The sequence below is a fragment of the Micromonospora lupini genome (assembly GCF_026342015.1).
GTDB classification, from domain to species: Bacteria; Actinomycetota; Actinomycetes; order Mycobacteriales; family Micromonosporaceae; genus Micromonospora; species Micromonospora lupini_B.
Map to the genome: position 1 here is coordinate 2,084,491 of NZ_JAPENL010000001.1, position 24,258 is coordinate 2,108,748.

At 68.6% G+C, this 24,258-nt stretch carries 17 protein-coding genes, 1 tRNA gene and 2 pseudogenes; 7 read left to right on the plus strand and 13 right to left on the minus strand.

Annotation, left to right across the window (positions count from 1 at the left end):
- Positions 1–4 precede the first annotated feature (4 nt).
- From OOJ91_RS09075 to OOJ91_RS09090, 4 genes are all read right to left on the minus strand, one after another.
- Positions 5–952 (minus strand): universal stress protein, encoded by a 948-nt coding sequence (locus OOJ91_RS09075; RefSeq protein WP_266244196.1) that lies wholly within the window; start codon positions 950–952, stop codon positions 5–7.
- A 23-nt stretch (positions 953–975) separates the two neighbouring features.
- On the minus strand, positions 976–1,218 hold the full coding sequence (locus OOJ91_RS09080; protein ID WP_266244197.1) for a hypothetical protein: 243 nt from the start codon (positions 1,216–1,218) through the stop codon (positions 976–978).
- 157 nt (positions 1,219–1,375) lie between these two features.
- On the minus strand, positions 1,376–2,422 hold the full coding sequence (locus OOJ91_RS09085) for a zinc-dependent alcohol dehydrogenase family protein (protein ID WP_266244198.1): 1,047 nt from the start codon (positions 2,420–2,422) through the stop codon (positions 1,376–1,378).
- A gap of 57 nt (positions 2,423–2,479) precedes the next feature.
- Positions 2,480–2,767, minus strand: a complete 288-nt coding sequence (locus tag OOJ91_RS09090) for a hypothetical protein (RefSeq protein ID WP_266244199.1) — start codon at positions 2,765–2,767, stop codon at positions 2,480–2,482.
- Positions 2,768–3,199: 432 nt separating this feature from the next.
- Between OOJ91_RS09090 and OOJ91_RS09095 the strand changes: the two are divergent.
- Positions 3,200–3,397 (plus strand): annotated as a pseudogene (locus OOJ91_RS09095) (response regulator transcription factor); the annotation flags it as partial.
- Positions 3,398–3,494: 97 nt separating this feature from the next.
- Here OOJ91_RS09095 and OOJ91_RS09100 read toward each other — a convergent pair.
- From OOJ91_RS09100 to OOJ91_RS09120, 5 genes are all read right to left on the minus strand, one after another.
- On the minus strand, positions 3,495–5,462 hold the full coding sequence (locus OOJ91_RS09100) for an amino acid transporter (protein WP_266245321.1): 1,968 nt from the start codon (positions 5,460–5,462) through the stop codon (positions 3,495–3,497).
- 418 nt (positions 5,463–5,880) lie between these two features.
- Positions 5,881–6,417 (minus strand): tyrosine-type recombinase/integrase, encoded by a 537-nt coding sequence (locus tag OOJ91_RS09105; RefSeq protein ID WP_266244200.1) that lies wholly within the window; start codon positions 6,415–6,417, stop codon positions 5,881–5,883.
- Between the two features lie 261 nt (positions 6,418–6,678).
- Complete coding sequence (locus OOJ91_RS09110) at positions 6,679–7,014, minus strand: hypothetical protein (RefSeq protein WP_266244201.1); 336 nt, start codon at positions 7,012–7,014, stop codon at positions 6,679–6,681.
- Positions 7,015–8,535: 1,521 nt separating this feature from the next.
- Positions 8,536–8,955, minus strand: coding sequence for a hypothetical protein (locus OOJ91_RS09115; protein ID WP_266244202.1), 420 nt, complete (start codon positions 8,953–8,955; stop codon positions 8,536–8,538).
- 103 nt (positions 8,956–9,058) lie between these two features.
- The gene (locus OOJ91_RS09120; RefSeq protein WP_266244203.1) at positions 9,059–9,445 is read right to left on the minus strand and encodes a hypothetical protein; all 387 of its coding nucleotides are present in this window, start codon (positions 9,443–9,445) and stop codon (positions 9,059–9,061) included.
- A gap of 224 nt (positions 9,446–9,669) precedes the next feature.
- On the opposite strand from OOJ91_RS09120, the gene OOJ91_RS09125 reads away from it, so the two are divergent.
- Positions 9,670–14,148 (plus strand): AAA domain-containing protein, encoded by a 4,479-nt coding sequence (locus tag OOJ91_RS09125; RefSeq protein WP_266244204.1) that lies wholly within the window; start codon positions 9,670–9,672, stop codon positions 14,146–14,148.
- Entirely contained in the window at positions 14,145–14,978 is an 834-nt protein-coding gene (locus OOJ91_RS09130) for a hypothetical protein (protein WP_266244205.1), read from the plus strand. Before OOJ91_RS09125 ends, OOJ91_RS09130 begins: the two co-directional genes overlap by 4 nt.
- A 505-nt stretch (positions 14,979–15,483) precedes the next feature.
- Here the strand turns inward: OOJ91_RS09130 and OOJ91_RS09135 are convergent.
- Together OOJ91_RS09135 and OOJ91_RS09140 are read right to left on the minus strand one after the other, a co-directional pair.
- Complete coding sequence (locus OOJ91_RS09135; protein ID WP_266244206.1) at positions 15,484–16,554, minus strand: tyrosine-type recombinase/integrase; 1,071 nt, start codon at positions 16,552–16,554, stop codon at positions 15,484–15,486.
- Positions 16,544–16,708, minus strand: coding sequence for a hypothetical protein (locus OOJ91_RS09140; protein WP_266244207.1), 165 nt, complete (start codon positions 16,706–16,708; stop codon positions 16,544–16,546). Before OOJ91_RS09140 ends, OOJ91_RS09135 begins: the two co-directional genes overlap by 11 nt.
- Before the next feature lie 486 nt (positions 16,709–17,194).
- Here OOJ91_RS09140 and OOJ91_RS09145 point away from each other — a divergent pair, with 486 nt between their 5' ends.
- Positions 17,195–18,280, plus strand: a complete 1,086-nt coding sequence (locus OOJ91_RS09145; protein WP_266244208.1) for a Fic family protein — start codon at positions 17,195–17,197, stop codon at positions 18,278–18,280.
- A gap of 159 nt (positions 18,281–18,439) precedes the next feature.
- Here the strand turns inward: OOJ91_RS09145 and OOJ91_RS09150 are convergent.
- A tRNA-Leu gene (locus tag OOJ91_RS09150) sits at positions 18,440–18,526 on the minus strand.
- Between the two features lie 230 nt (positions 18,527–18,756).
- Here OOJ91_RS09150 and OOJ91_RS34360 point away from each other — a divergent pair.
- Positions 18,757–19,195 (plus strand): annotated as a pseudogene (locus tag OOJ91_RS34360) (tetratricopeptide repeat protein); the annotation flags it as partial.
- 1,234 nt (positions 19,196–20,429) lie between these two features.
- Here OOJ91_RS34360 and OOJ91_RS09160 read toward each other — a convergent pair.
- On the minus strand, positions 20,430–20,660 hold the full coding sequence (locus OOJ91_RS09160) for a hypothetical protein (RefSeq protein WP_266245402.1): 231 nt from the start codon (positions 20,658–20,660) through the stop codon (positions 20,430–20,432).
- A gap of 4 nt (positions 20,661–20,664) precedes the next feature.
- Here OOJ91_RS09160 and OOJ91_RS34560 point away from each other — a divergent pair, with 4 nt between their 5' ends.
- Together OOJ91_RS34560 and OOJ91_RS09170 are read left to right on the plus strand one after the other, a co-directional pair.
- Positions 20,665–21,384, plus strand: coding sequence for a fibronectin type III domain-containing protein (locus OOJ91_RS34560; protein ID WP_439117065.1), 720 nt, complete (start codon positions 20,665–20,667; stop codon positions 21,382–21,384).
- 236 nt (positions 21,385–21,620) lie between these two features.
- Positions 21,621–24,248, plus strand: a complete 2,628-nt coding sequence (locus OOJ91_RS09170) for a fibronectin type III domain-containing protein (RefSeq protein WP_266244209.1) — start codon at positions 21,621–21,623, stop codon at positions 24,246–24,248.
- Positions 24,249–24,258 lie beyond the last annotated feature (10 nt).

A 24,258-nucleotide genomic window follows, 5' to 3' on the forward strand; every position in this document is an offset into this window, starting at 1 on the left:
GTGATCAGTGCGTGCCGGCGTGGATGACCGCAACCGGCCCATGAGCGTGGTGAACGAGCGCGCCGCTGAGCGAGCCGAGCAGCAGCCCGGAGAAGCCACCGCGGCCACGACAACCGACGACTGTCAACGCCACGTCACCGGACACGTCGACCATGCTGTGCTCGGCGTTGAGGCTTCGGATCGGCCGGGACTGCACGTCCACACGCGGGTGGCTGGCCCGCACGGTCGCGGCCGCGTCGGCGAGGACCTGCTGAGCTTCCTGCTCGGCGGCGCGCTCCGCGGCGGCCTGCGCCTCGACATCGGTGCCGGCAAAGCGCTCCCACGGGCCAGGCCAGTAGACATGCGCGAGGATCAGCGGCACCTGCCGCTGGTCGGCTTCGGTGGCCGCGAAGTCCCGGGCCGCGTCCGCGGCCGGTGAACCGTCGAGGCCGACCAGCACCGGCCCGAGGGCAGGCACCGGCAGGTCCGGCTGCTCCGGGCCACGCTCGACGACGGTGTCGGCAACCGGGGGCCGGACCACGATGACCGGGCCGTGGGCGTGCGCGGCGAGCTGCGCCGAGACGGAGCCGAGCAACAGTTCGGCGAAGCCGCCGACGCCACGGGCGCCCACCACGGTCACCGCAGCGGTGCGCGACTGCTCAACGAGCACCGACGCGGCGCCGCCGGCGATCCGCTGGCACTGCACCTCTCCCAACTCCGGGTGCTGCTTGCGCAGCCGCTCGGAAGTCTCGTGCAGCAGGGCGTTGCCGGCCTCCTCCACGCCCTGATCGACACCGCCCAGGTAGGGATCAGACATCATGGTCGGTCCGAAACCGTAGAACGGGGTGAGGTAACCCGACACCAACCGCAGCTCGGCTCCCCGGCGAAGCGCGAGGGTGGCCGCGTAATCGGCGGCCGCCAGGCTGGACGGTGAGCCGTCCAGCCCTGCGACAATGAGCGGAATCTGGGACATGGGAGTTCCTGTCTGGTCGACGTTCACGGGCGCAGCGGGACGTGCGTGCTCAGGTCGTTGCCGATTCGCCGGGGTGCAGTTGCTGGCTGCCCGGCGGGCGCTTGCTCGACCCGGAACGCCTCGCGGTCGGTGTACAGGTGCAGACCTGACGCGTCGACGTTCCCGCGCCACGGCTGGGTGTTCACGATCAACGGCTCGGAGCCAGCGGTGCGAAACTGTCGCTCCCGGATGGCTGCCGTGTTCGCCGTGTCGCTGTCGGTCTGCATACGCTCAGCCTGCGCCTGCACTGCTGTGCGGGGCAGAGGCGGTGGGCCCTGCCGGTGGGGGCCGTTGTACCCGCGTTGGCACGTGCCGAACGCTGGATCCCCAGGTCGAACGCGCCCGACGAAGCTATCGTCGAGCGGGACGGCGGCCCGGCGGACATCAGCTGGCGCGGCTGAGCACCACCTCGAGCGCGCCGGTGTCAGCAGCGTTGGCGAACACGTCGTAGGCGTGTACGAACTCGTCGAATCCGTACCGGTGTGTGACGAAGCGCTGCGCGTCGATCCGCCGGGTCGTCAGCAGGCGCAGCAGGGTGGGCGTCGAGGAGGTGTCGACGAGACCGGTCGTGATCGTGACGTCACGGTTCCACAGCCGCTCGAGGTGCAGGGTGACCGGCTTGCCGTGGACGCCGATGTTCGCGATCCGGCCCACCGGTCGCACCAGGTCGGCGGCGAGCTCGAACGTCGCGGGCAGGCCGACAGCCTCGATCGCGACGTCAGCGCCGAGCCCACCAGTGAGGTCCCGGACCGCGGCGATCGGATCGTGCTCCGCGTTGTTGATCACGACGTCGGCGCCGAACTGCTTGGCTGCCTCCAGCCGCGATGACGCCTGGTCTATCGCGACGACCAGGCTGGGGCTGAACAGCTTGGCGCCGCTGATCGCCGACAGCCCGATCGGCCCGGCGCCGACCACGGCCACCACGTCACCAGGGCGGACCTGCCCGTTGAGAACTCCGACTTCGTACCCGGTGGGCAGGATGTCGGCGAGCATCAGCAGTTCCTCGTCGCTGACGCCAGCCGGCACCGGGTAGGTGGAGTTGTCGGCGAACGGGACTCGCACGAACTCGGCCTGGGTGCCGTCGATCTCGTTACCGAGAATCCAGCCGCCACCACCGGCGCACTGCCCGTAGCGACTCTCCCGGCAGAACCGGCATGCCCCACACGCGCTGACGCAGGACACCAGCACCCGATCGCCGACCTTCAGCTTCTTGACGCCGGAGCCGATCTCAGTGACGGTGCCGACGGCTTCGTGGCCGATGATCCGTCCGTCGACCACGGCGGGCACGTCGCCCTTGAGAATGTGCAGGTCGGTGCCGCAGATCGTGGTCGTATCCACGGAGATGATGGCGTCGGAGTCAGCGGCCAGTCGGGGTCGGTCGACCTCTTCCCATGCCTTGACGCCGGGTCCGTGATAGACGAGTGCCTTCATGACGACCTCCGTAGTCGAGTGGCTGGAAACGAACTGGATCGACGTCGTGCAGCGCCGTCAGGCGGCAGGGCCGGCCAAAACTGCCTGGGCGCGCAGGCTGTGAGTGGTGGAGACCATGACGTCAAAGTGGCTGGGGATGGTGGCGCTGCGGGAGGTGAAGTCGCCACGTCCTCGGGTCATCGCGTAACCGACAGCGGCGAACACGAGCCCGAATGCGACACCCCAGAGGATCCCGAGAACCATCGCCCGCGCGAATCCGACGGCGCCGAGCAGGTTGATGAGCAGGCCGAGAAGACTCCGAACCAGGCGCCGCTCGCCGAGCCGGACAGCAGGGCACGCGGCCACGGTGCCGACGATCTGGGTGGTGGCGACTCAAAGTCGTGGTCGGCAAGGTAGTCGACGAGCTGCTGGGCCTCGGGGTAGGTGTCGAATGAACCCAGTGAGGTCTGCGTGCCAGCAGCGAACGGCGTTCCTCCACCTGCGGTGGTTGTCATAGTCATGATCGGTCGCCTCCCGGCGCTTTCCAATGAATTGGCAGCTTATCGGCCGTGGTGCCGCGTTATGGCGAGGATCCGTCTGGGCCACGACGAAGACGGCTACCGCAGGCCGGCGAGCGTGAGTTGTTGCTGGCGGCTTACGCGTAACTGGCAGCGTGCGCTGGAAGGGGGCGGACAGGCAGGGCCATAAGACCTGAAACCTTCGTGTGTCTCATGGCGAAATGCCAGGAAGGGCCGTTGGACCCTGCTCAACCAGGCCGCCACGGAGTACAACGGAAAGGTGATTCGTGTTTTTCTGCTCGATGACCATGAGGTCGTCCGTCGCGGCATCTGTGAGTTGCTGACTCAGGACGGTGACATCGAGGTCGTCGGACAATCCGGATCAGCGGTCGAGGCCGTACACCAAATACCGGCCCTGCGGCCGAATGTGGCAATCCTCGACGCCCGCCTGCCGGACGGCAACGGAATCGACGTCTGCTACCCGCAGGCCACGGCCAGTGCGGAACGCGCGGGTTGACGTGAGATCGCGCCGGCTCGCCCTGGGAGCTCGAGACGATGGTTCAGGCGAGCGGGTGTCAGCCGCCGACGTGGATGCCCGGTCGGCGAGCCGGATCGGGTTCGACCTTGCGGATGATCTCCCGGACGACGGGTGGGGTGTCACCGCGGCCGAGCAGGAGGTACCGCAGTAGGTGCGCCACCGGGTTGCCTTCGGACCATTCGAAGTGGGCGTGGGGTCGGACGCCGGTGGCGTCGCGCAGGGCGAGCAGGATCGCGGCGATGGCGTTCGGGGCGGCGGGAGCGGTGGTGCGCAGGACCCGGTGGCCGCCGACGTCGATGCCGGTGACGTGCAGGATGCCGCTGAATTCCGACGGGTCGGCCACGTCGATTTCGAGGAAGAGCACGTCGGCGGCGCCGGGGACCGGGTTGAGGCCTCGTTGGGCGCGTTCCTTGAGGCGGTACTCACTCGCGACGCCGCTCTGACGGCGGTTGGCGATCAGGTGCAGCCGCCCATCGTGGGCGATCGAGTCGGCGATGAACCGGCGGGCGGTGTCGTCGAACTCGATGCGCTCGGCCCGCAGTTCCGTGGTGCGCGAGATCCGGGAGATGAGGGAGACGGTGATGATTCCGGCGATGAACAGCCCGGAGATGGCGATGCCGTCGGGTTTCTCGATGACGTTCTCGACCAGCGCGTAACCCAGCACGGCCGTCAGCGCCGCGAACCCGGCGGTGGCGGCGCGTTGCCGGCGGCGCAGCGCGGAGATGGTGACCGCGACGGCCCCGGACACCATCATCGCCAGGATCCCGGTGGCGTACGCGCCGGCCTGGGCGTCCACATCCGCGGCGAACGCGACGGTGATCGCGATACTGATCAGGGTGTAGACAATGACCACGGGCCGCACGGCACGTCCCCACTCGGGGGCCATGCCGTAGGAGGGCAGGTAGCGGGGCACGATGTTGATCAGTCCGGCCATCGCTGACGCGCCGGCGAACCACAGGATCAGCACGCTGCTGACGTCGTAGACCGTGCCGAAGGCTTCGCCGAGGCGTTCGTGGGCCAGGTAGGCGAGCGCGCGGCCGTTGGCCGCCCCGCCGGGCTGGAACTCCTCGGCGGGGATCAGCACGGTGGTGACGAGCGTGGTGGCGATCAGGTAGCCGGACATGACCAGCGCGGCGGTGGTGAGGAGCTTGCGGGTGTTGCGGATCCGCGCGGCCAGTCGCTGCTCGGCGTCGAGACCGTCACCGCGCACGAGGGGCATCATGCTGACTCCGGTCTCGAAGCCGGACAACCCGAGCACGAGCAGCGGGAAGGCCAACACTGCGGGGCCGACGACATCGCCGACGCCGCTGCTGCCGGCGGTCAGCGCGTCGGTCCACCCGGACAGCAGCGCCGGATCCTGCGCAATCGCCACGAATCCAGCCACGACAATGGCAGCGTTCAATGCGAGGAACACCGCGACCAGGGGGATGGCCACGCCGACGGCCTCGTTGAAGCCGAGCAGGAACACCCCGCCGAGGACCAGCAGCAGCACCACCGTCACCACCACGGCCGCGGTCGTGCCGTGCGGAAAGCTGTCGGGCAGGACCGGGTTTTCCAGCAGGTGCACCGTGGCGTCCGCCGACGACAGGGTGATCGTGATGATCCACGACGTGGCCACGAACCCCAGCAGGACCAGGACGAACAGCTTGCCCTTCCAGAACGGCAGAAGTCGTTCCAGCATCGCCACCGATCCCTGCCCGTTGGGGCTCTCCCCGGCCACCCGCCGGTACATCGGCAGCACCCCGAACAGCGTCAGCGCCACGATCAGCAGCGTCGCCAGCGGTGAGAGCGCCCCCGCAGCGAGGGCCGCGATGCCAGGCAGGTACGACAAGGTGGAGAAGTAGTCCACCCCGGTCAGGCACATCACCTTCCACCAGGGATGCGGCGTGGTGTGCGACTCGCCGCTCTCCGGGCCCGCCGGCTGCACCCGGTGCTTGAGCAGCCACCGCGTCACCGTCTTCGACGGCGGGCGCAGCGAACTGGGCACCTCCACTCGAGCGGGCATCGTCGGCGCGCCGGCTGGACTCGGGTCGGCGTCACGGTCGGCGGCAGAGGCTTGTGAGGAGACCGGCCGACGCGACCGCGCGCTTGTGTCCTGCCCACTGCCCATGTCGGCTCCGTCCCCTACGTCGGCCACCTCGTCACGCGAACCTCGAATGATCACGAGTGCGGCAAGCAGCGGACAGCGTACCCAGCCGACGCATCGTTCATCCGGGCTGAGCACCGTGATCGACACCGATCCAGCGCAGCCGAGCGGCGTCGGAGACGGGTTCGACGTTGCGGCAGCGCAACGCCGCGAGCCTGTATCTTCCGACGAGGTTGCGGTCGATCCCTGGTCTGTGCCCGCGAGGCTGGCCAGGCGTTGGCCGATGCCGTACGTGAGGTCAGCGGACCGGACCTGGCCGATGACCCCACCTTGTTCATCATCGACTGGCACGGCGGGCGCAGCGCGGACCGGTATACCAGCGCCGGCGCCGACCAGACGCGTGCCAGCATGGCGCTGCCCTACTGACGACCGGCAGCGCATCAGTCGGTGCGAAAGCGCCGCGGGCTCGGGCATGGTCATCCAACCGGCTGGCGAGCATCGGGGTGATGGGCTGCCAGCGTTGCGTGCCGCCCTTCTCGCGTAGCCGGATGAGCGCGTGGTCGGTGTCCAGGTCGGTCAGGCGTAGCGCGAGGGCGCCGCCGCGTCGGCAGGCCGTTTCGGTGTGCAAGCGCAGCAGCAGGGCGTCGAGCACGATGTCGTTGCCGCCGCTGCGGGCGGCGGCGTTGATGTCGGACAGTTCGTCGGGGGTGAGGGCACGGCGGGTGTTGGGCAGCCGGCGGGGTTTGCGGACCCGATGGGCCGGGCTGTCCGCGATGGTCAGGTAGCCGTCGGCGACGGTGCGGTTGTAGAAGGCGCGGGCTGCGGCGATGAGGTGCTCGCCGGCCGTTTCGGCAGTTGCGGCGAGGGCGGGCACCGGCGACGGCCTGTCGCATGAGGGCTTCGATGTCGCTGGCGCGCACCGCGTCGATACGCCGATCGCTGAGGGCGGCGGCCATGCGCCGCCAGGAGCTGCCGTAGGTGCGTCGGGTGCCTGGGCTCGCCGCGGCGACGACAGCAGGCAGGTACTCGGCGACTGTCGGCACGGCAGGCCAGTTACTGCCGGTGAGGTCGGCGGCGGTGAGGCCGAGATGCGCGAGGAGCGCTCGGGCGGTGGCGACACGATCGGGATCCGTGGTCATGAGGGCTCTGCGAGGATGCGGGCGTGCAGGTCGGCCAGGACCGCCGTGACGGTGTTTGAGGGGTGCACGACGATGCGGTTGCGGCGGGGCAGGGCGGCCAGGAGGACGGGTTCCCCGGTGGCGATGCCGCACAGGTGTCGGGCGGCGGCCGGTAGGGGCAGCTCCTCCCGGGCACCCACGACATGCGCGCCAACGGCGGCCGGGGTAATCAGGATCGCGCCGCGCACGACGTCGACGTACAGCGCGAGGCCCGGTGTCCAGCCCAACGCCCGCAACAGCGCACGAGCGGTGACCCGGCCGGCGGCGTCGGGGCGGCCCACATCGAACAGCACGCCATCGCCCGTGCGGGCGGCGGGCGCGGGCAAAGTCGGCAGCGGCGCCGGTTCCGGCGACGCGACCGGCAGTGGGTAGGAACGAGCGCCTCGACGAGCTGCTCGTCGGGCCAGCGACGGCGCGAGCGGTCGCGATTCACCTGGGCCCCCGCCAGCGCGGAGGCAAGGGTGTCAATGCAGGTGGCACCGATTTCGTGGGGCCGGTGCACACATATGAGTCGTCGCAGCTCGCGTCCCCACGCGAGAGGAAGTTGATCTCGCGTGGATATCCACGAACTCTGGTGTCCGAGGGGGGATTCGAACTCTTGTACGTATCATCGGTGCTCCATTTCGGGTGCACATGCTCATAGATTACGGCACGTTCAGGGTTGGCTCAACCTCGCGCGCCCATTACCGGGCGTGAGCATGAATCGAAGTCGGGCCGCTTATGGTCCAATCTTGCCAGCCAGCTGGCTCGGTTATCGACTGACCGAAATGACCGTGCAGGCATCAAGCTGGAGCCCACCGCTTGGGTCCTGGTGAGTTTCAGTCGGCCGGCGTTGACGGCAACCCGTGCCGCTCGCGTTCTTCGGTAGCGAGCGCACCAGGTTCACCGCCTTCGGCGAACTCTGAAATTCACCACAACCGCGGACAGCGCACAGCGCATCCGGCGCCGACCAACGCCATGCAACGAGGTATTCCCGCAACGCGCAGATCTGCGCTCGCACCGCCAGGGCGAGGGCCTGGATCCGGATGAGTCGCCGGACCGCCGCGGTGTCGGAGCTGGGGTAGACAGTCATGGCGACGGCATAAGCCCTGACGAGCAGGCTGGCATACCAGGCCGGGGCAGGCCTCGAGGCCACCCCGCACCTGCTTCGCGCAGAGCATCACTCCACTTGACCCTGCGCACTCTGATCGATACTTTCCGTGCATGACTCAACGTGCGTTGTCCCTGAGTAGAGGGGACCTCGATCGGGCCTCGGGCAGCATCCGCTCATGGCTGCCCCTCGCATCAGCCCTGAAGCCTTACAGCGAATGCAGTGGCAAATCCCCTCTGGACGCCGATCGGTGCCAGGAGCGTCCGCCACGGGAGGTCGCTACCCTTGGCTCACTGTGACGTCTGTTGTCTGCGTCTGAAGCTCACGAAGATCAAGACTTTGCCGAAGCATTACGGCGAAGAGACGTACGGCATGTTCGGCCACGGTGCCCAGAAGGAATGCGATGGCTCGGGAACGACTCGTCACACTGCGGATCGTGATATCCCAAGACAGTGCAGGCGTCCACGCAGCCGTCAGATCTGTCCATCCTGCCGTCGCACGTCCCTGACGCTGAACAGGAACGGCAGATTCCCGAAGCACCTCTCCCCCGACGGCACCAACTGTTCCATGTCCGAGGCGAACAACCGCAGATAGGATTCTGAGCAAGCGCCGCGCTTTACGGTCACGCTTCACGCGCTTTTGGCGGACACGTGAGGATCCTGCTTAGAGGCCTGAGCCATCGGAAGTGATCACATTGACCGCCGCGCTGCATGGGGGATCCGAATCATCCGAAAAGTTCGCGGATAACTCCCATTGCTCGTGGCGAGATCGCTTCGTCGGGGTAAGAGTCACTGCACAGACGTATAGCGTCGTCCACCGTCGTTACCTTGGCCAGCGCCGCCAGGGCGCGAAGGTCGTCCACGTCGAGGGTTCGCCCTGCGAGCGCTTTCATCGCGAAGATGTGCTCCGGCGAGGCGGCCATCACGCGCAGGCCAGGGTGGTCGAAGACTCGTCGCTTGCCCGGGTCGTCCTTGCCGGAGACATAAACGCTGGCCTGCTCGTTGAGCCACCACGGCGGTAGGCCCAGTTCGTCGGCCACTGCACGCGCCTCATCGAGGACGACTCCGTGCGGGACGAACATTGCGTCGACGTCCCTGGTCACCCGTTTCGCGTCGTGGGCGAGCGCTATCGCGGCACCACCCACGATGAGATGTCAGCGACGACTCCGCGGCGGACCATCCGGTCGCCCAGGTGAGCGAAAGCGCGTTCGAGTTCCGCGCGCCCCATGAGGACGCCGTCTGATCCGCTCACGCTGCGGCCAGGTCGTGAACGGACAGGTACACCCCGTGCTTCCGGAATGCAGCCGGGGCCCATGCCAGGGCGTCGGCCCGGTGGATGGCCAGTTCGGCCGGGAACCATGCCCGGCGCAGAACACGTGCGTCGACCCATGCGGGCGGGGCAAGATCCGCCTGAGCTAGCAGGTGCTCCGCGAGCGCGGCAAGCAGCGCGTCCCACCGTGGGTCTCCGCTCAGCGCGGGTTCATCTCGTAACAGGTCGACCCTGGTGTCGGCGGGTTCCCAGCGGTACTCCTCCAGAAACTCCCATACGAGCTTCCAGCGAGTCTGGTCGGTGTCCGCGGATGCCAGATGGGTGGCCAACCTGGCCAGACTCATCGGTTCGTAGCTGGTACCCATCGGGCAAGCCTTACCTTCGAGCCGACGGCTTCATCCGTTGCAGACTATCGCGGTGCCGCCCGCGAGCACCGCAGAGGTGAGGTGGCGGCGGGTGCGCGATTTTGGCCCGCGCCCCTGCTCGGACCGTTCACTCATGCCGCGCCACGGCATCACCCTTGTGATCTTGGTTGTAGGCAGCGCAGTCTGTGACGTTGCCTGTCAACTAACAGGGGGTGCATGCGAGCGTGACTCTCAGTCAGGATGCGATCGGGAAGACTACGAAGCTGATTGATTTTCTCGCGGATGTGACAGCCGCAGTCGAACGGGATCCGGTTTGCGACATCCTGGAGGATCTCGACCTACCAGATCTCCTTGTCTGGCTCGATGCCCTGCCGCAGGGTGTCCAGTGGGTAGCCAGCCCCGCCGACGATGTGATCATTCGTTTACGCCCGGCCCGGGCGCCAGCGGAGCCGGCGCCACCGGAGTTGCTGCACGAGTGGCTTGACATGAAGTCCATGCGTAAAGCAGGTGGTCCCGCGCCGCGCCTGTTGAGCGCCCCGCCTCAGGACGAGGACGGTCGCGCAGGGCCGCCCGGTCGCATTGTGCGTGCCTTCGACGCCTGGTCCGAACAGTGGCAGGCCTGGTCCGACGAGACACAGCGCGTACACGCGGTCCGGCGGCTATACGAGCAACTTGAGCGCGCTGCCAAGCTGTTGGAGCAGCAAAACGACGAGTACGAGCTCATTCTCGGGATCGGCCTGCTCCGGTGGACGGCCCCGGACGGCACGCGTTTTCGTCGCCACCTTGCGACCGAAGGTGTCGTGGCGCGGCTGGATCGAGCCACGGCTGAGGTATCGGTGTCGATGGGGACTGGACGCCGCCGGACCGAGGACCGGGAACTTCTCGGCGACCAGGAGTTGTTCCGCAGCGAGCGTGGAAGACCTCACCGTCAGGCGATCGTCGATGGCAACCGGCCATGGCTGGAGCTGCTGCGCCCGATCGTGGAGCTGCTGGAGGAATGTCTCGACACCGACGTGCAGACCGAAGCTCCACCGATCGTGATGGAAGACGAGCTGCCGAGCGCACCGACGGTTAGTCTCTCGCCGGCGCTGGTGGTACGTCGGCGCAGTCGGGTACTGCTGACCGAGGCCTACCAGCACATTGGTCAGGCGCTGCGCCAACCTGACACGCAGGTGCCCGTCGCGCTTGCTCAACTGGTGGTGGACACCGAGCCCGAGCATCGCAACCAGTGGCTCAAGCATCAGGGCGCTGCCAGCGGCGACGTCCTCGGCAGCGACCCGCTGTTTCCGTTGCCCACCAACGATGAGCAGATGCACGTCATCGAGCTGCTTCGCTCGGAGACGGGTGTCGTAGTCCAAGGGCCTCCCGGGACCGGCAAGACGCACACGATCGCCAACCTGGTGTCGGCACTGCTGGCTCGCGGTCAGCGGGTGCTCGTTACCAGCCAGAAGGATCAGGCGCTGCGTGAGCTTCGCGCGAAGGTACCGGCGTCGTTGCGTGACCTGTGCGTGTTGATGACCGATGGTAGGAACGCCGCAATCGAGGTCGGCTCGGGCCTAGACGCGCTGTCGGACCTGACGGCGGGCACGGACAACGAGACGTTGTCCAAGCTGGTGGAGGTGCTTCGCGGTGAAAGGCATGAGCTGAGGTCTCGGTCCGCCGGCCTCAACCAGCGTATTCGCCAACTCCGCGAGATCGAGTTCATCGCGCACGACCCGGTCGCTCCCTGGTTCAGCACCGAGCTGTATCGGGGGTCGCTGGGTCAGATCGCTCGTCAGGTCAAGAGCAACGCAGGACGGTGCGACTGGATACCGGCCGCGGTCCCCGACCCGCCTGACACGCCGCCCCTGACGGCTGCGGACGCTGTCGAGCTGGTTCGCCTGATCCGGTCAACGAATCCGCTCCGCAATGCGCGGCTCACGCAGACGATTCCCGACTTGGCGGAGCTGCCCTCGCCGGCGGCGCTCGCCGAGGCGTTCACCGCCGAACTCGACGCCGCGAGCGCGGTGGAGGAATACACCACCGTGTGGGCGCCCCGCCTGGCGGCCGCCGGTGAAGGCCTGCTGAACAACCTGGACCTGCTCGGGCAACGACTCACCGCCCTCATCGACCGACTCGGCGTCGACCCTGACACGGCATCGCCTTCCTGGGTGACCCGTGCCATCGGCGATCACTTCGTGGGTAGGCGGCAGTCTCTGTGGCGGCACTTGGCCGAAGTGGCCGGCCGCGCCGACCGCTTGCAGGCGAAGCTGCGAACGCACGCGTTAGGTGCGGAGGTGCGGTTTACGAAATTTGGCGAGTTGGACCTGGGGCAAGCCCGCCACATGCTCACCGTGGGCCGTGACTTGCGCACCCACCTGCAGAGCCTGACCTGTCGCACACTGCTCACCGTCCCACCGGCCCGCATCAGGGCCGCGGCGCTGATCAACGGCATACGCGTTGATGGACGGCCGCCGACCACGGTGCCGCTGCTGGATGCGGCGCTGGACCACCTTGAGGTGCATATCGAGACAACACAGCTCCTGCGGCTGTGGGCTGACGTCGGCGTGGCGATCAAAGCTGGCAGCATCACCACGGCCCTGGCTGAGCTGCAAGATTCCTATCGGCTCCTTGCGCAGGTCCAGGAAATCAGCGCCGTCCACACCACCATCCGGGACCACATGGAAGCCGCCGGCCTACCGGCCAGGATGTCCACCACTGACGACGTCATCAAGGTGACCTCATCCACGACGGCCGCTCGCCACCACATCCGCCTAGAAGCAGCGCAGCAGACGATAGTCGGACACCGAGACGTTGTCCGACAGCACCTCACCTACGACAATCCGTGCCCCGAGGTTGAGCTACTCATCACCGCCGTCGACGAGCGATCCCTCGACAGATATCGCCGAGGACTCGTGGCGCTGAATACGGCACGCCAGGAACGCCACGCCGAGCAGCGCCGTCTCAGACTCACCCACCTCCTGCACAGCACTCACCCGCAGCTGCTTCACCTCCTACAGGACAGCATTCACGATCCGCAGTGGGAGGACCGCATGCGGGATCTCCCTGCGGCATGGGCCTGGCAACACGCGAACCGCTTCGTGCGCGGGCAGCGCACTGCCGAGGCGGAACAACAGGTCAGGCGAGAATACGACGGTGTCGAGACACATCTTGCCGAGGTCACGGCGCAACTCGCGGCGGCCGAGGCCACGCTCGCGTTCGTCAACCGCACGACGGACGCCGACATGCGGGCCATCCGCGCCTTCCGCGGTTTCCGCAAGCAGATCGGCGCCGGCACCGGACGTAAGGTCCGCGAGTTGCGCCAGGCGGCGCAGGCCGCGATGGACCAGGCTCAGGGCATTGTGCCCGCCTGGGTGGTTCCCCTGCCGAGCCTGCTAGAACATCTGACTATCACACGCCATGCCTTCGACGTGATCATCGTCGACGAGGCCAGTCAGGTGGGCGTAGAACATCTCTTCCTCCTATGGCTGGCCCCCAGGATCATCGTCGTCGGCGACGACCAACAGTGCACACCGGCGCCCAACCGAATGGGCAAGAGCTTCGACGAACAGTTTCAGGCACTTCAGGAGCACCTCGGGGACCTCCCCGCCGAGATCCGGTACCACTTCACTTCCAAATCGCACCTCTACGGCCTGCTGTCGGCGCGATCCGGGAAAGACGCGGTTGTCCGCCTTCGAGAGCACTTCCGCTGCATGCCGGAGATTATCAACTGGTCGAAGGACCAGTTTTATCGCGGCGCCAGCGAAATTATTCCGCTACGCGAGCGGACGGCTGACGACCTGGAACCCCTTCGCGTCGTTCAGGTCGACGGCGCGTATCTCGACGGAACCGCCCAGGCTGTCCGCAACCCCGTCGAAGCCAAACGCATCGTGTCGCAGTTGCTGGACTGCCTCAACAACCCAAAATATGCGGGCAAGACGTTCGGCATCATCGTTCTGCACGGGCAGGGGCAAATCAAACTTCTCGACCACGAGATCAATGCAGCCATCGCGCCGGAAGTCCGCGCCGCTCGGCAGATCAGCGTCGGGTCGGCGCCGAACTTCCAGGGAGCGGAGCGTCACATCATCTTCCTGTCCACAGTCGTCACCGCAGCACCTCGACGGATCAGCCAGTACCTCTACCAGAACTACAACGTCGCCGTTAGCCGCGCCCAAGATCAGCTCTGGCTGTTCACCTCTGTGGCACCCCACGACTTCAAACCCGACGACTTGCGCTCCTCCCTGGTCAACTACATGCTGAACCCCCCATCCGTCTACGGGGTATCGCCGGAACTCAAAAGTGTCAGCGCCGATCGCCAGAGTCCCCCGTTCGAATCCTTGCTCGAACAGCGCGTCTACCGGATCCTCAAGCGGCGCGGCTACCACGTCGTGCCTCAGTTCAAAGTGGGGTCCCGCACACTGGATCTCGTGGTCGTCGGAAGCGGTGGAAGACTCGCAGTCGAATGCGACGGCCATCGCTGGCACACCAGACCAACCGATGTCACCGCCGACGGACGGCGCGACCGAGAACTATCCCGTATGAGATGGGAAGTCATTCGGATACGCGAAAGCGAGTTCGAGCTCGACCCCGACAAAGAACTCGCGCCCCTGTTCACCCGCCTCGCCGAACATCGAATCAGCCCTCGGCGCGCGCAGGACGTGACCACCGAAGCGTGGACGCCGATCGAGTTGCCTTCCGACAACGAGGAGGAACTGAACCGATGACAACCGATCCCGTCAGCCCCGGCAACAACCGGCCGATCGAACTCGACGGTAACGTCCTCGACCGACTCGCTGAAATCATCTGCGGCGACGACAGCACCCCCTACTACCGTACCGGCCGACAGATCACCGCCCTGTTCGAAGCCGCAGGCTGGCGGCGCGTCGGCGACGTCGGCGGCGGTCGCCGCGAATGGGTCCTGCAGACGCTACGTCGCCGCCGCGACCCCGACGGGCTCCGTCGACTGCTCCTGCGCCTCGCCGACCCCCGCGAATACCTCGACGACGACGAGGCCCGGCGGCATCTCGTCGGTGACCTCAACGGGATCCTCGCCTTTGAGGGCTACCAGATCCGCTATACATCGGGCCGCCCGGAACTCGTCACGCAGACGCCGACGATGAAACGACCCGCCATGCAGGCACCTCTGGAACTCACTGCGAGCCTGGCCACGATCCTGCAAGACCCGGACTTCGGCCACCACCTCACCGCTCGTCTCAACGAAGCCCACATCTGCTGGCAATCCGGCGCCTACACCGCCGCTGTCATCATGCTCGGAAGCCTCCTCGAAGGCGTCCTCTACGACGTGGCAGTAGCTGAGCACCGCGGAGGGCAGCGGCCGACCGATCACCTCGAGTCACTGATCGACTTGGCCGGTGAGAAACAGTGGGTTGCTCGGGATGTGATCGACTACGCCCACGTCCTGCGCAATCACCGCAACCTGGTCCACCCGAAGAAGCAGATCAAGCAGCACTACTCCCCCGACGACGACACCGTCCGGATCGCCTGGAACGTCGTCGTCGCCGCACTCAATGACCTCGAACAACTGCGCAAGTAACACCGGTGTCTGCGCGACATCAAGATCGGCGTTTACCACATTCGTATCGCCCGCGACCCGGTAGACATGACGCCGGCTATCGGTGCGGTGGCGACCGTGGCGGGCCACGACGGAGGCTGCGATCAGGACGGTGTTCGGCGCGTCGCGCAACCCGGGGCCGAGCAGAAGCGCGGACAGCAACTATGCGAGCGCGACCACGGGGAGGCGGGCGGCAGGCCCGTCGCAGAAAGGCCTGTCGGCGAGCCAGGTTCCGCCGGACCAGCCAGCAGCGTGATGACGCTGACGCCAGCCACAAACGCTGGCGCGCCCTGGGCGGACAGATGCAGCGCAAGAGTCCGCCGCTTCACGGTTGCTGGCCGAGCCGGATCAGCGTCTGGACGTCGCACCGGTCGGCCGCGTCGAGGTAGACGGCGACCAGGCACGCTGGCCGGCTTCGGCAACGCGCCGAGCCGCGTGCGGCGCATCCGGAGCTGGTTCCCCCAACACCGCACGCGGCTGCTGTCCCCTACTCGGACTTGGGCGATGCGACGTGGTTCACCTGCGACCACCTGTCGGCGTGATCTGTCAGACGGGCCAGCGGATGAGGTTGGCCGGTCATGGCCGACAGCGCGTTGGCCACGTCGTGCAGATCCGCCTTGATGTAGGTGGTGGTGGAGGAACCAGGACTGTCGGTGTGTCCGGCGTAGGCGCGGGCAATGCCATAGCCGAAGTGCCGTTCGACCCAGGTCAGCGTGGTGTGCCGCAGCCAGTGGGTCGAGATGCCGTGCACGGCTACCCAGGGCAGGCGCTCACCTAAGCGTTTCCACAGGTGGTCGTAGCGGCGGCTGGTGATGGGTTGGCCGTTGCGCGCGCGCAGGAGCGGATCGGTCGGCAGGAGCGCGCCGCGAGCGGCGGCGTGCTCTCGCAGGTGTCCGGCGAGATCGAGGGTGATGGGCTGCCAGCGGACAGTGGATCCTTTCTCGGTGAGGCGGACGAGCCCGTTGGTGGTGTCGAGGTCGACCAGCCGTAGGGCCAGGGCGCCGCCGCGGCGGCACGCGGTCTCGGTGTGCAGGCGCAGGAGCAGCGCGTCGAGGATGACGTCGTTTCCGCTGGTGCGCGCTATCGTGTTGATTTCCTCCAACTCGTGTGCGGTCAACGCGCGGCGGGTGCCGGGTAGGCGTCGGGGTTTCGCGACTCGGTGCGCGGGGCTGGCGGCGGCGTCGATCAGCCCGTCGGCGATGGCACGTCGGTAGAACGCGCGGGCGGCGGCGATGACGTGCTCACCGGCGTGCCGGCCGTTGCGGCTGTTGCGCCGCGACACGGCGCTGGCGATCATCGCCTGTTTCAGGGCCTCGACGTCGCTGGCGGTGACGGAGTCCACGGGCCGCTCGGACCACGCGGCGGCCATCCGTTCCCAGTAGGTGCCGTAGGTGCGGCGTGCTCCGGGCCCGGCAGCGGCGACAACGCGGGGCAGGTACTCGGCGACCGTCGGCACAACGGACGGCGTCGCGGGATGCGATTGCAGATCGGTCACCGTGACGCCCAGGTGAGCCAGAACCTGTCGTGCGGCAGCGACGGCGGCGGGGTCAGCGGTCATTGCCCACTCCCGCCAGGTGAGTGTGCAGGTCGGCGAGCAGGCGTACGACGGTGCTGACGGGATGCACGACGAGCAGGTCGTGCGCAACGATGGCGGCGAGCAGCACGGGTTGACCGGGCTCGATGCGGCACATCTGCCGGGCACTCGCCGGCAAGGGCAGATCACCTCGGCTGCCCCACCTGATGGCGGCCGTCACTGGCCGAGCAGATGACGACCATGCCGTGGCGCGTCTCAATGTCGAGGCGGTGGTACGGGGGCCAGCCCAACGCGCGCAGGAGGTGCTGCACGCTCACCCGGCCACAGCGTGCCGGAAGAGCCATCCCCAGGACCAGGCTGGCGTCGGTAATCGCCGGTGGGCAGACTCGGGCAGGTAGAGCTGGCATCGGCATCGGGCTTGGACCCGGACGCGCGGGCAGGACAGCAGGTACGAGTGGACCGACGAGATGTTCCTTCGGTCGGATAAGTGGTGTCATGACCGAACAACCTCATGCAGTGCGGTACGCGACGGGGCGTGACGCGTCAGGAGCGGCCTGGTGCCCCCACCCCGTAATGCTGGAATCAATCTGGGATTAAGCGGGAAGTATTGTATGATTGGCGTATGCTGTATCGGACTCCTGCACTTGACGATGACGATAAGCGCGTGCTCGGCGAACTGGACACCATGCGGGACAACCTGCGGTATCAGATCGCTGAGCCACACCGCTGGACCGGGCAACTCCGACGAACCCTGATCGCCCACGCGATCCAGGGATCGAATTCGATCGAGGGCTACCAGGTCTCCCTGGACGACGCCGCCGCAGCCGTCGCCGGCGACGAACCGGTAGAGACCAACCCGCAAACCTGGGAGGTCATCACCGGCTACCGCGACGCCCTGACCTACGTGCAACAACTCGCCCGCTCACGCGAGTTCACCTGGCAGCACATGCTGCTCAACGCGCTGCACTTCATGATGCTCCGCCATGACCTCAGCAAGTGGCCGGGCCGCTACCGCCCGGGAGACATCCACATCGACGAGGCGCACACCGGCCGACGCGTCTACACCGGGCCAGACGCCGACGACGTTCCATCGCTGATCTCCGAGCTGATCGACTGGCTGGCCAACGGCGAACCGGAAACCCCGCTGCTCGTCCGAGCCTCCATGGCCCACCTGAACCTGGTCAAAATCCACCCCTGGCGGGACGGAAACGGCCGAATGTCACGCTGCCTACACACCCTCGTACTCGCCCGCGACGGCGTCCTCGCCCCGGAGTTCTCCTCGATCGAGGAGTGGCTCGGCGTCGGCCGAAACACCTACGCCTACTACGACGCGCTCGGTGACGCAGGCGGCCCAACCTGGCAGCCCGACAACGACACCAGCAGGTGGATCCGATTCTGCCTCAGCGCCCACCACCAACAAGCCCAACTGGTCCGGCAACGCCTCGACCAAGCCGCGCATCTCTGGGAACTGCTCGACACCTGGGTCCGACGTCACGGCCTGCCGGAGCGGGTGGTCAGCGCCCTACACCTCGCCGCGACCGGCGGCCGAGTGCGCCGCACCCTCTATCAACGCGACGAGAACCTCACCGACGACCAAGCAACCCGCGACCTACGCGCCCTCGTCCGGGCGGACATGCTCGAACAACACGGCGAGACCCGCGGCAGGTTCTACCTCACCTCGCCGACGCTGCGCGACCTCGCCGCCCCCGCGCTACGCCCAAAGGAAATCATCGACCCATACCGACAGTGACGCGCAGGCCCCGGCACTGCCACTCTCCGACGGTCAACGCGCTGCGGATAGACCAAATTGGGCCCACCCACCAGGCAAACCAGACTCATGACATTTGGGCCCAAATAGGCACAATAGGACAGTCAATCTTTCCTATTTATCGTGATTTTCCACGAAATTTGGTGTCCGAGGGGGGACTTGAACCCCCACGCCCTATACGGGCACTAGCACCTCAAGCTAGCGCGTCTGCCATTCCGCCACCCGGACCTGCTCGTTCAGCCTACCCTGCCGCCCAGATGATCTTTCCATCCGAGGTCGGCACGGCGAGCCGCACGGGGAGTTACTGTACACGGCACTCGTGGATCATGCACATCGCCTTCCGGGCCCCGCCGACACGCTCTCCCGCCGCTGCTCACACCCGTCACCAAAGGTCACCGAAGCGGGATCGGGTGTAGGCCCGGGTAGCGTCGGCGGCCCCGTGACGGCAGCATTGCCCTGTGTCCCATCCCTCTCCTCTGGCCGCCGTCCAGCAACAGGCCCTCGCACTGCGCACCGCGGGCGACCTCAGCACTGCCCGGCAGCTGCTTGCGGACGCTGTCGGGTCCGCCCGTCCGCCGTTCGGCGAGGACCATCCCGAGATGCTGCACACCGCGCACCTGCTGGCGCGCCTGCACCGCGAGGCGGACGATCCGCTTGCCGCCCGCCGGGTGCTGGAGGAGGCCTTCGCGGCGGGCGAGCGGCGCTGGGACCACTCCGAGCCGATGATGCTCGCACTCGCCTTCGAACTGGCCGAGGTAGCCGAGGAGTTGGGCAACAGGCACGAGGCCCGCCGCAACTACACGCGCGTGGCCAGCGCCGGGCCCGCCGTGCTCGGCGAGCACCACCCGGTGGTACGCGCCGCCCGCGACTACCTCGGCGAGGCCGACCCTGGCCCGAACCGGCCGGACGTCAGGCCGTCGACGTCCACCTCTGCTACCACGGCGGGGACCTCCGGAGCGTTGACCGGACCGACGCTGTCCCTGGCGACCCTGGCAGCGATGCGGCCGGCAGCGGGCAACCCTGCGGCTCCCGCGTCGCCCTGGGCCCCGCCGCCTCCCCCGGCCCCCACCCAGCCGGCGCCCCAGACGTCCACCATGCCTCCGACGCGAGGCACCCCTGCCCAGCCGGCGCTGCCCGCCTCGGCCACGTCACCGGCGGCCACCCCCACACATCCCGCACCGCCCACGTCCGCCACGCCTCCGGTGGCAGCCACCCTCGATCGTCCGGTGCCGCCGCGCCAGCGAGCGGAGCAGCAGCCAGCGGCTTCGCCCCGGCCACCGGTCACGCCAGCGCCTCGGGCGGCCGGCCAGCAGGCGCCCGTCCGGCAGCAGCCGCCACCCGCGCCACCGCGTCAGCGCACTGGTGATCAGCCGATCCAGCCGGTCGTCGAGGCGCCGCCCCCGGCGCTGGCGGCCCCGGCGCTGGCGGCCCCGAACCCGGCCCCGCCGGCCGCCGCGCAGCCCGCCGTCGCCCCGCCGGCACCCCCACCGCCGGTTCCGGCTCCACGGTGGGCCGACCCGACCATTCAGGTACGGCAGATCGAGCCCCTGCTGGCCGAGGAGGCCGCCCGGATCGCGGCGACCGGACCGACCCGTACGACGGACGGGCCGGGGCCCTCCGGGGCGCTTCCGACGACGTCGGGCGCAGGTCCCTCCCGCCCGGTGAGCGGGCCGCCCCTGCACCACGCGGTCGGCGCGACGCCCGTCGCCCCGCAGCAGGTATCCGCGCCGCCTGTGCAAGGCGGCCCAGCCCTCGCACCGGCTGGGGGTCCTTTCCGTCCGGTGTCGGCCCCGCCCGATCACGGCCAACCCGTCTCCGGACCGCCCGACCGGTCCCACGTTGCCTCCGGGCCACCGGCGCCCCACAGCCAGCCGGTGTCCGGACCACCGGGCCACAGCCAGCCCGTCTCCGCGGCACCCCTCCACACGTATCCCGTGTCGGGGCCACCAGCACCGTCGTTCCCGGTGTCCGGACCACCCGGCCACCCGTACCCCGTGTCCGGACCACCCGGCCACAGCCAGCCCATTTCCGGACCACCCGGCCACGCGTTTCCTGTTTCGGGACCACCAGCACCGACGTTCCCGGTGTCCGGACCACCCGCCCACCCCTACCCCGTGTCCGGACCACCCGGCTACAGCCAGCCCGTCTCGGCGCCGCCGGTGAGCGCGCCGCCCTGGGGACTGACCGCCCCGCCCTGGAGCAGCAGCGCGCCCCCGCATGCGCTGCCCACGGCTGGCGGCGACCCCGTGGTGCCGAGCCGGGCGACCTTCGGGGAGCCCGCACCGGACGGGGAGACCACACCGGATAGCGCGGCCACCGTGGGCGACAGGTCCACCGCGGGTGACGAGGGCACGTCGGACACCAGCGTGATGTTGTCGACCGCGCAGGGCGAGCCGTCGGGGCTCGCGTCCGCGTCGACGGAGGTGTTCCCGGCCGTCGGGCCGGCGCCGGCACCACCCCCGGACACGACGGCGGAGCAGCTCGCGACCTACCCGCCGCCGGTCACTCCCACGTACCCGCCCGCTGCGCAGTACGCGGCCAGTCAGCAGTACCCGGGGCAGCCCTATCAGCAGAGCCACGAGGTGTACCCGGGACAGCACTACCGGCAGGACGCCTACTCCACCGCGTACGCCGACGAGGGTGGTTCTACGAGCCGCAGTCGGGCGACGCTGATCGGTACGGCGGTGGCGGCCGGGGTTGCCCTGGTCGCGGTCGTCGGCCTGGGCGCGGTGGTGTTGAACCGCGACGACGCGCCGCCGCCACCCGGTGCCACAGTGGTAGCGACGCCGTCGGCGAGCGGGCCCCCTCCCGGCGACCTGAAGCTCCGCGACGACCTCGTGACGATCACTCTGACCTGGACGGATCCGTCCGGGGGCGCGGTGCCGTTCATGGTCGCCGGCGGGCGGGCCGGTCTGGCGCTGGGGGTGATGGCCACCGTGGAACCGGGGCGGACCAGCCACACGGTCAACGGGCTCAGCTCCCGAGTGGACTACTGCTTCACGGTGCTGGCGGTCTACTCCACTGACAGCTTCGCCACCTCGGGCCAGGTTTGCACGAACCGCGAACGGTCCACGCCCCCGAGTTGACACGGAACGGATTCCGTCGCCAGGGTGACCGCGAACGGTAGACGCCGCCGAGCCGACACAGTCGGGTTCGCGATCGTCGAGTTGAGCTGGGCGTCCACTGCGCACGCTCGGTATCCACAGGGGTGACCGTGCGGGTTCCCCCGTTCCCGGCCGGGCCATATGATGGCACCCGGCTCAGGGGAGGGGTCGCCGCGAGGCGTACGCCACCTGCCACGACTCAGGGAAGGCAGCCGGCTGTGGCCAGCATCGACGACGCCGAGCGGACCGACGCCCCCCGTTCCCGGTCCCGACTGCGCGGCGGGCTGGTGACGGTCGGCACGGTCACCGCGCTGCTGGCCGCCATGGGGCTTACCGTCCTGGGGCTGGGGGCGGCGGACAACGCGGTGGCCAACTACGACGCAAGTTCCTGGCTGTGGAGCACGGTGCGCAGCGAGCTGGCCCGGGTCAACGGGGTCACCGCCAGGGTGGACACCCGCACCGAGGTTCCCGGCGCCCGCCGACACCCGATGCAGGTCGCCCAGACCGATCGGCTGCTGATCCTGCGCGATCTGCAGACCGGGCAGATCAGCTCGCTGGACCTGGCCACCCTGCAGCTCACCGCTACCACGCCGACCACACCCGGCCTGGGCGTGAGCGTCGCCCTGCACGAGGACGCGGCGTTCGTCGTCGACGCCGTGCAGGGCATCGTGCGGCAGCTCGACCCGCGGTCGTTGAGCCCGATCGGCGAGCCGGTGCGCTATCCGCCGGGCATCACCGGGGGCACCTTCGACGGCGAGGGCCGCCTCTGGATCGCGGTGCCCAGCGAGGGCACCGTCTCGGCGGTCACCGCCGCGAAACTGCCGTCCGCGCCGGCCTCGGCCGCGCCGGCCGGGGGCGGGCTCAGCCCGGAGCGGGTCGAGACGTACGACGTGGCCGACGCCAGCCACGAGCTGGTGGTCTCCACCCTGGACGACGGGGTGGCGGTGCTCGACCGCACGGCCGCACGGCTGGTGCGGGTGCAGCGCGGTGCGGTCCACCCGACGCCGTTGACGCTGCCCGGCCCGGCGGCGATGCCGACCCGCACCTCCGGCCCGCGGGTGCCGGTGACGGTGCCGGCCGAGCGGCGGGTGCTGGTGGTGGGTGACGCCGGTGAGGAGCGGGCGTTCACGGTGCCGGGCAGCGGCGACCGGCTGAGCCCGGCGGTGGCGTGGGCCGACCGGTTCTACTGCGCCGACGAGGCGACAGGCACCATCTACTCCTTCGACGCGGGCGGCCAGTTGGTCGACACGATCAAGGGCCGGGCGAACGGGCCACTGGAGATGGAGGTGCGGGAGAACCACCTCTTCATCAACTCGCCCGACTCGGCGACGGCCCGGGTGGTGGACGACAAGCACCAGGTGCGCGAGGTCGACAAGTACGCCAACGACGTGCTGGGTGGTGACCCGCCGCCTGCTCCCCCGCCGCCGCCCCCGCCGAAGAAGCCCCGGGTGGGCAAGCCGAGCGCGCCGCGCAGCGTCACCGCCGCCGCCGGCAACGCTCAGGCCCGGGTGAGCTGGCGGCCGGCCGCCGCGAACGGCGCCGAGATCACGAAGTACGTCGTGCAGGGCGCCGACCAGCGCCTGGAGGTGGGCGCCAACCAGCGTTCGGTGGAGGTCAAGGGGCTGACCAACGGCGAGACGTACCGTTTCGCGGTGCATGCCGTCAACGCCAAGGGTGACGGCCCGGCGCGCAGCAGCAACCCGGTGACCCCGACCGCCGCGGTGCCCGATCCGCCGGCCAGTGTCACGGCGCAGGAGCGGCCGGACGGCACGGTGGTGGTGAAGTGGCCGGCCGCGAACGGGCAGGGCAACAAGATCGCCAAGTACGCGGTGACTGCCACGTCGGCGGGGACGAACGCGCCGGCCGGTGAGTCGACGAAGACGGAGCTTGTGGTGCCGGCCGGTGAGCTGGAGTTCGGCACCCAGTACGCGTTCACAGTCGTGGCGGTCAACGACAAGGGGGCCGGCTCGGCGGCGTCGCCGGTCAGCAACACGGTGGTGCCGTTCGCGGCGCCCGGCCGGCCGCTGGACCTGCAGGCCGGGACTGTCGCCGACCAGCCGGGCGCGGTCACTGTGCAGTGGTCACCGGCCGAGGCGAACGGTCGGCCGGTGACGAAGTACCAGGTGGACGTCGGTGGCAAGACCAGTGAGGTGACCGAGACCCGAACGACGGTCACCGGTCTGGGCAACGGCCAGAACGTCACGGTGAAGGTGAAGGCGGTCAACGAGGCCGGGCCGGGTCCGGAGGCCACCGCCACGGCCCGTACGGTCGCCGCGCCGCAGGTCACTGTCACCGGCTCGTCGGCGACCGCCACGTCGGCGACTGTCACGTTCACGGTGGACGCGGGCGGCGGCAGGGCCACCTGCTCGCTGAGCACGTCGGGTGAGCCGGCGAAGGCCGGGGCGTGCTCCAGCATCACGATGACGGGGCTGACGCCGGGCACGAAGTACGCGTTCACGGTGACCGCCACCAACGCGGCCGGCAAGGGGACCGCGCAGCGGGCTGAGGACACGCTGGCGTTGTACGGCGTCGCCACCTGCAACAACGGGCCGGACGGCGATCAGCGGACCTACTGCGACAAGGAGGTCGCCAGCCGCCGCAACGGTAATGAGGTCTTCTCGGTTGCCGCGCAGGACAACGACAAGCAGGTGGGCTGGGCGAAGCCGGGCCGCCGACTCCAGGCGTACTGCAAGAAGTCCGGCGAGGACGTCGACTCGTGGATCTACAACAACCAGAAGCGCAGCACCTGGTGGGTGCAGGTCGAATTCAACGGGAAGAACTACATTCCCTGGGCCTGGCTCAACCTGGAGGGCGGCGACAACATCAACGTCCTGCCCACCTGCTGAACCACCAGCC

What these genes read in the sequence shown, in the direction of transcription:
- OOJ91_RS09075 (WP_266244196.1), bottom strand. Translation starts at nt 952, where the DNA reads ATGTCCCAGATTCCGCTCATTGTCGCAGGGCTGGACGGCTCACCGTCC.
- OOJ91_RS09080 (WP_266244197.1), bottom strand. Translation starts at nt 1,218, where the DNA reads ATGCAGACCGACAGCGACACGGCGAACACGGCAGCCATCCGGGAGCGA.
- OOJ91_RS09085 (WP_266244198.1), bottom strand. Translation starts at nt 2,422, where the DNA reads ATGAAGGCACTCGTCTATCACGGACCCGGCGTCAAGGCATGGGAAGAG.
- OOJ91_RS09100 (WP_266245321.1), bottom strand. Translation starts at nt 5,462, where the DNA reads ATGCCCGCTCGAGTGGAGGTGCCCAGTTCGCTGCGCCCGCCGTCGAAG.
- OOJ91_RS09120 (WP_266244203.1), bottom strand. Translation starts at nt 9,445, where the DNA reads ATGGGTACCAGCTACGAACCGATGAGTCTGGCCAGGTTGGCCACCCAT.
- OOJ91_RS09130 (WP_266244205.1), top strand. Translation starts at nt 14,145, where the DNA reads ATGACAACCGATCCCGTCAGCCCCGGCAACAACCGGCCGATCGAACTC.
- OOJ91_RS09135 (WP_266244206.1), bottom strand. Translation starts at nt 16,554, where the DNA reads ATGACCGCTGACCCCGCCGCCGTCGCTGCCGCACGACAGGTTCTGGCT.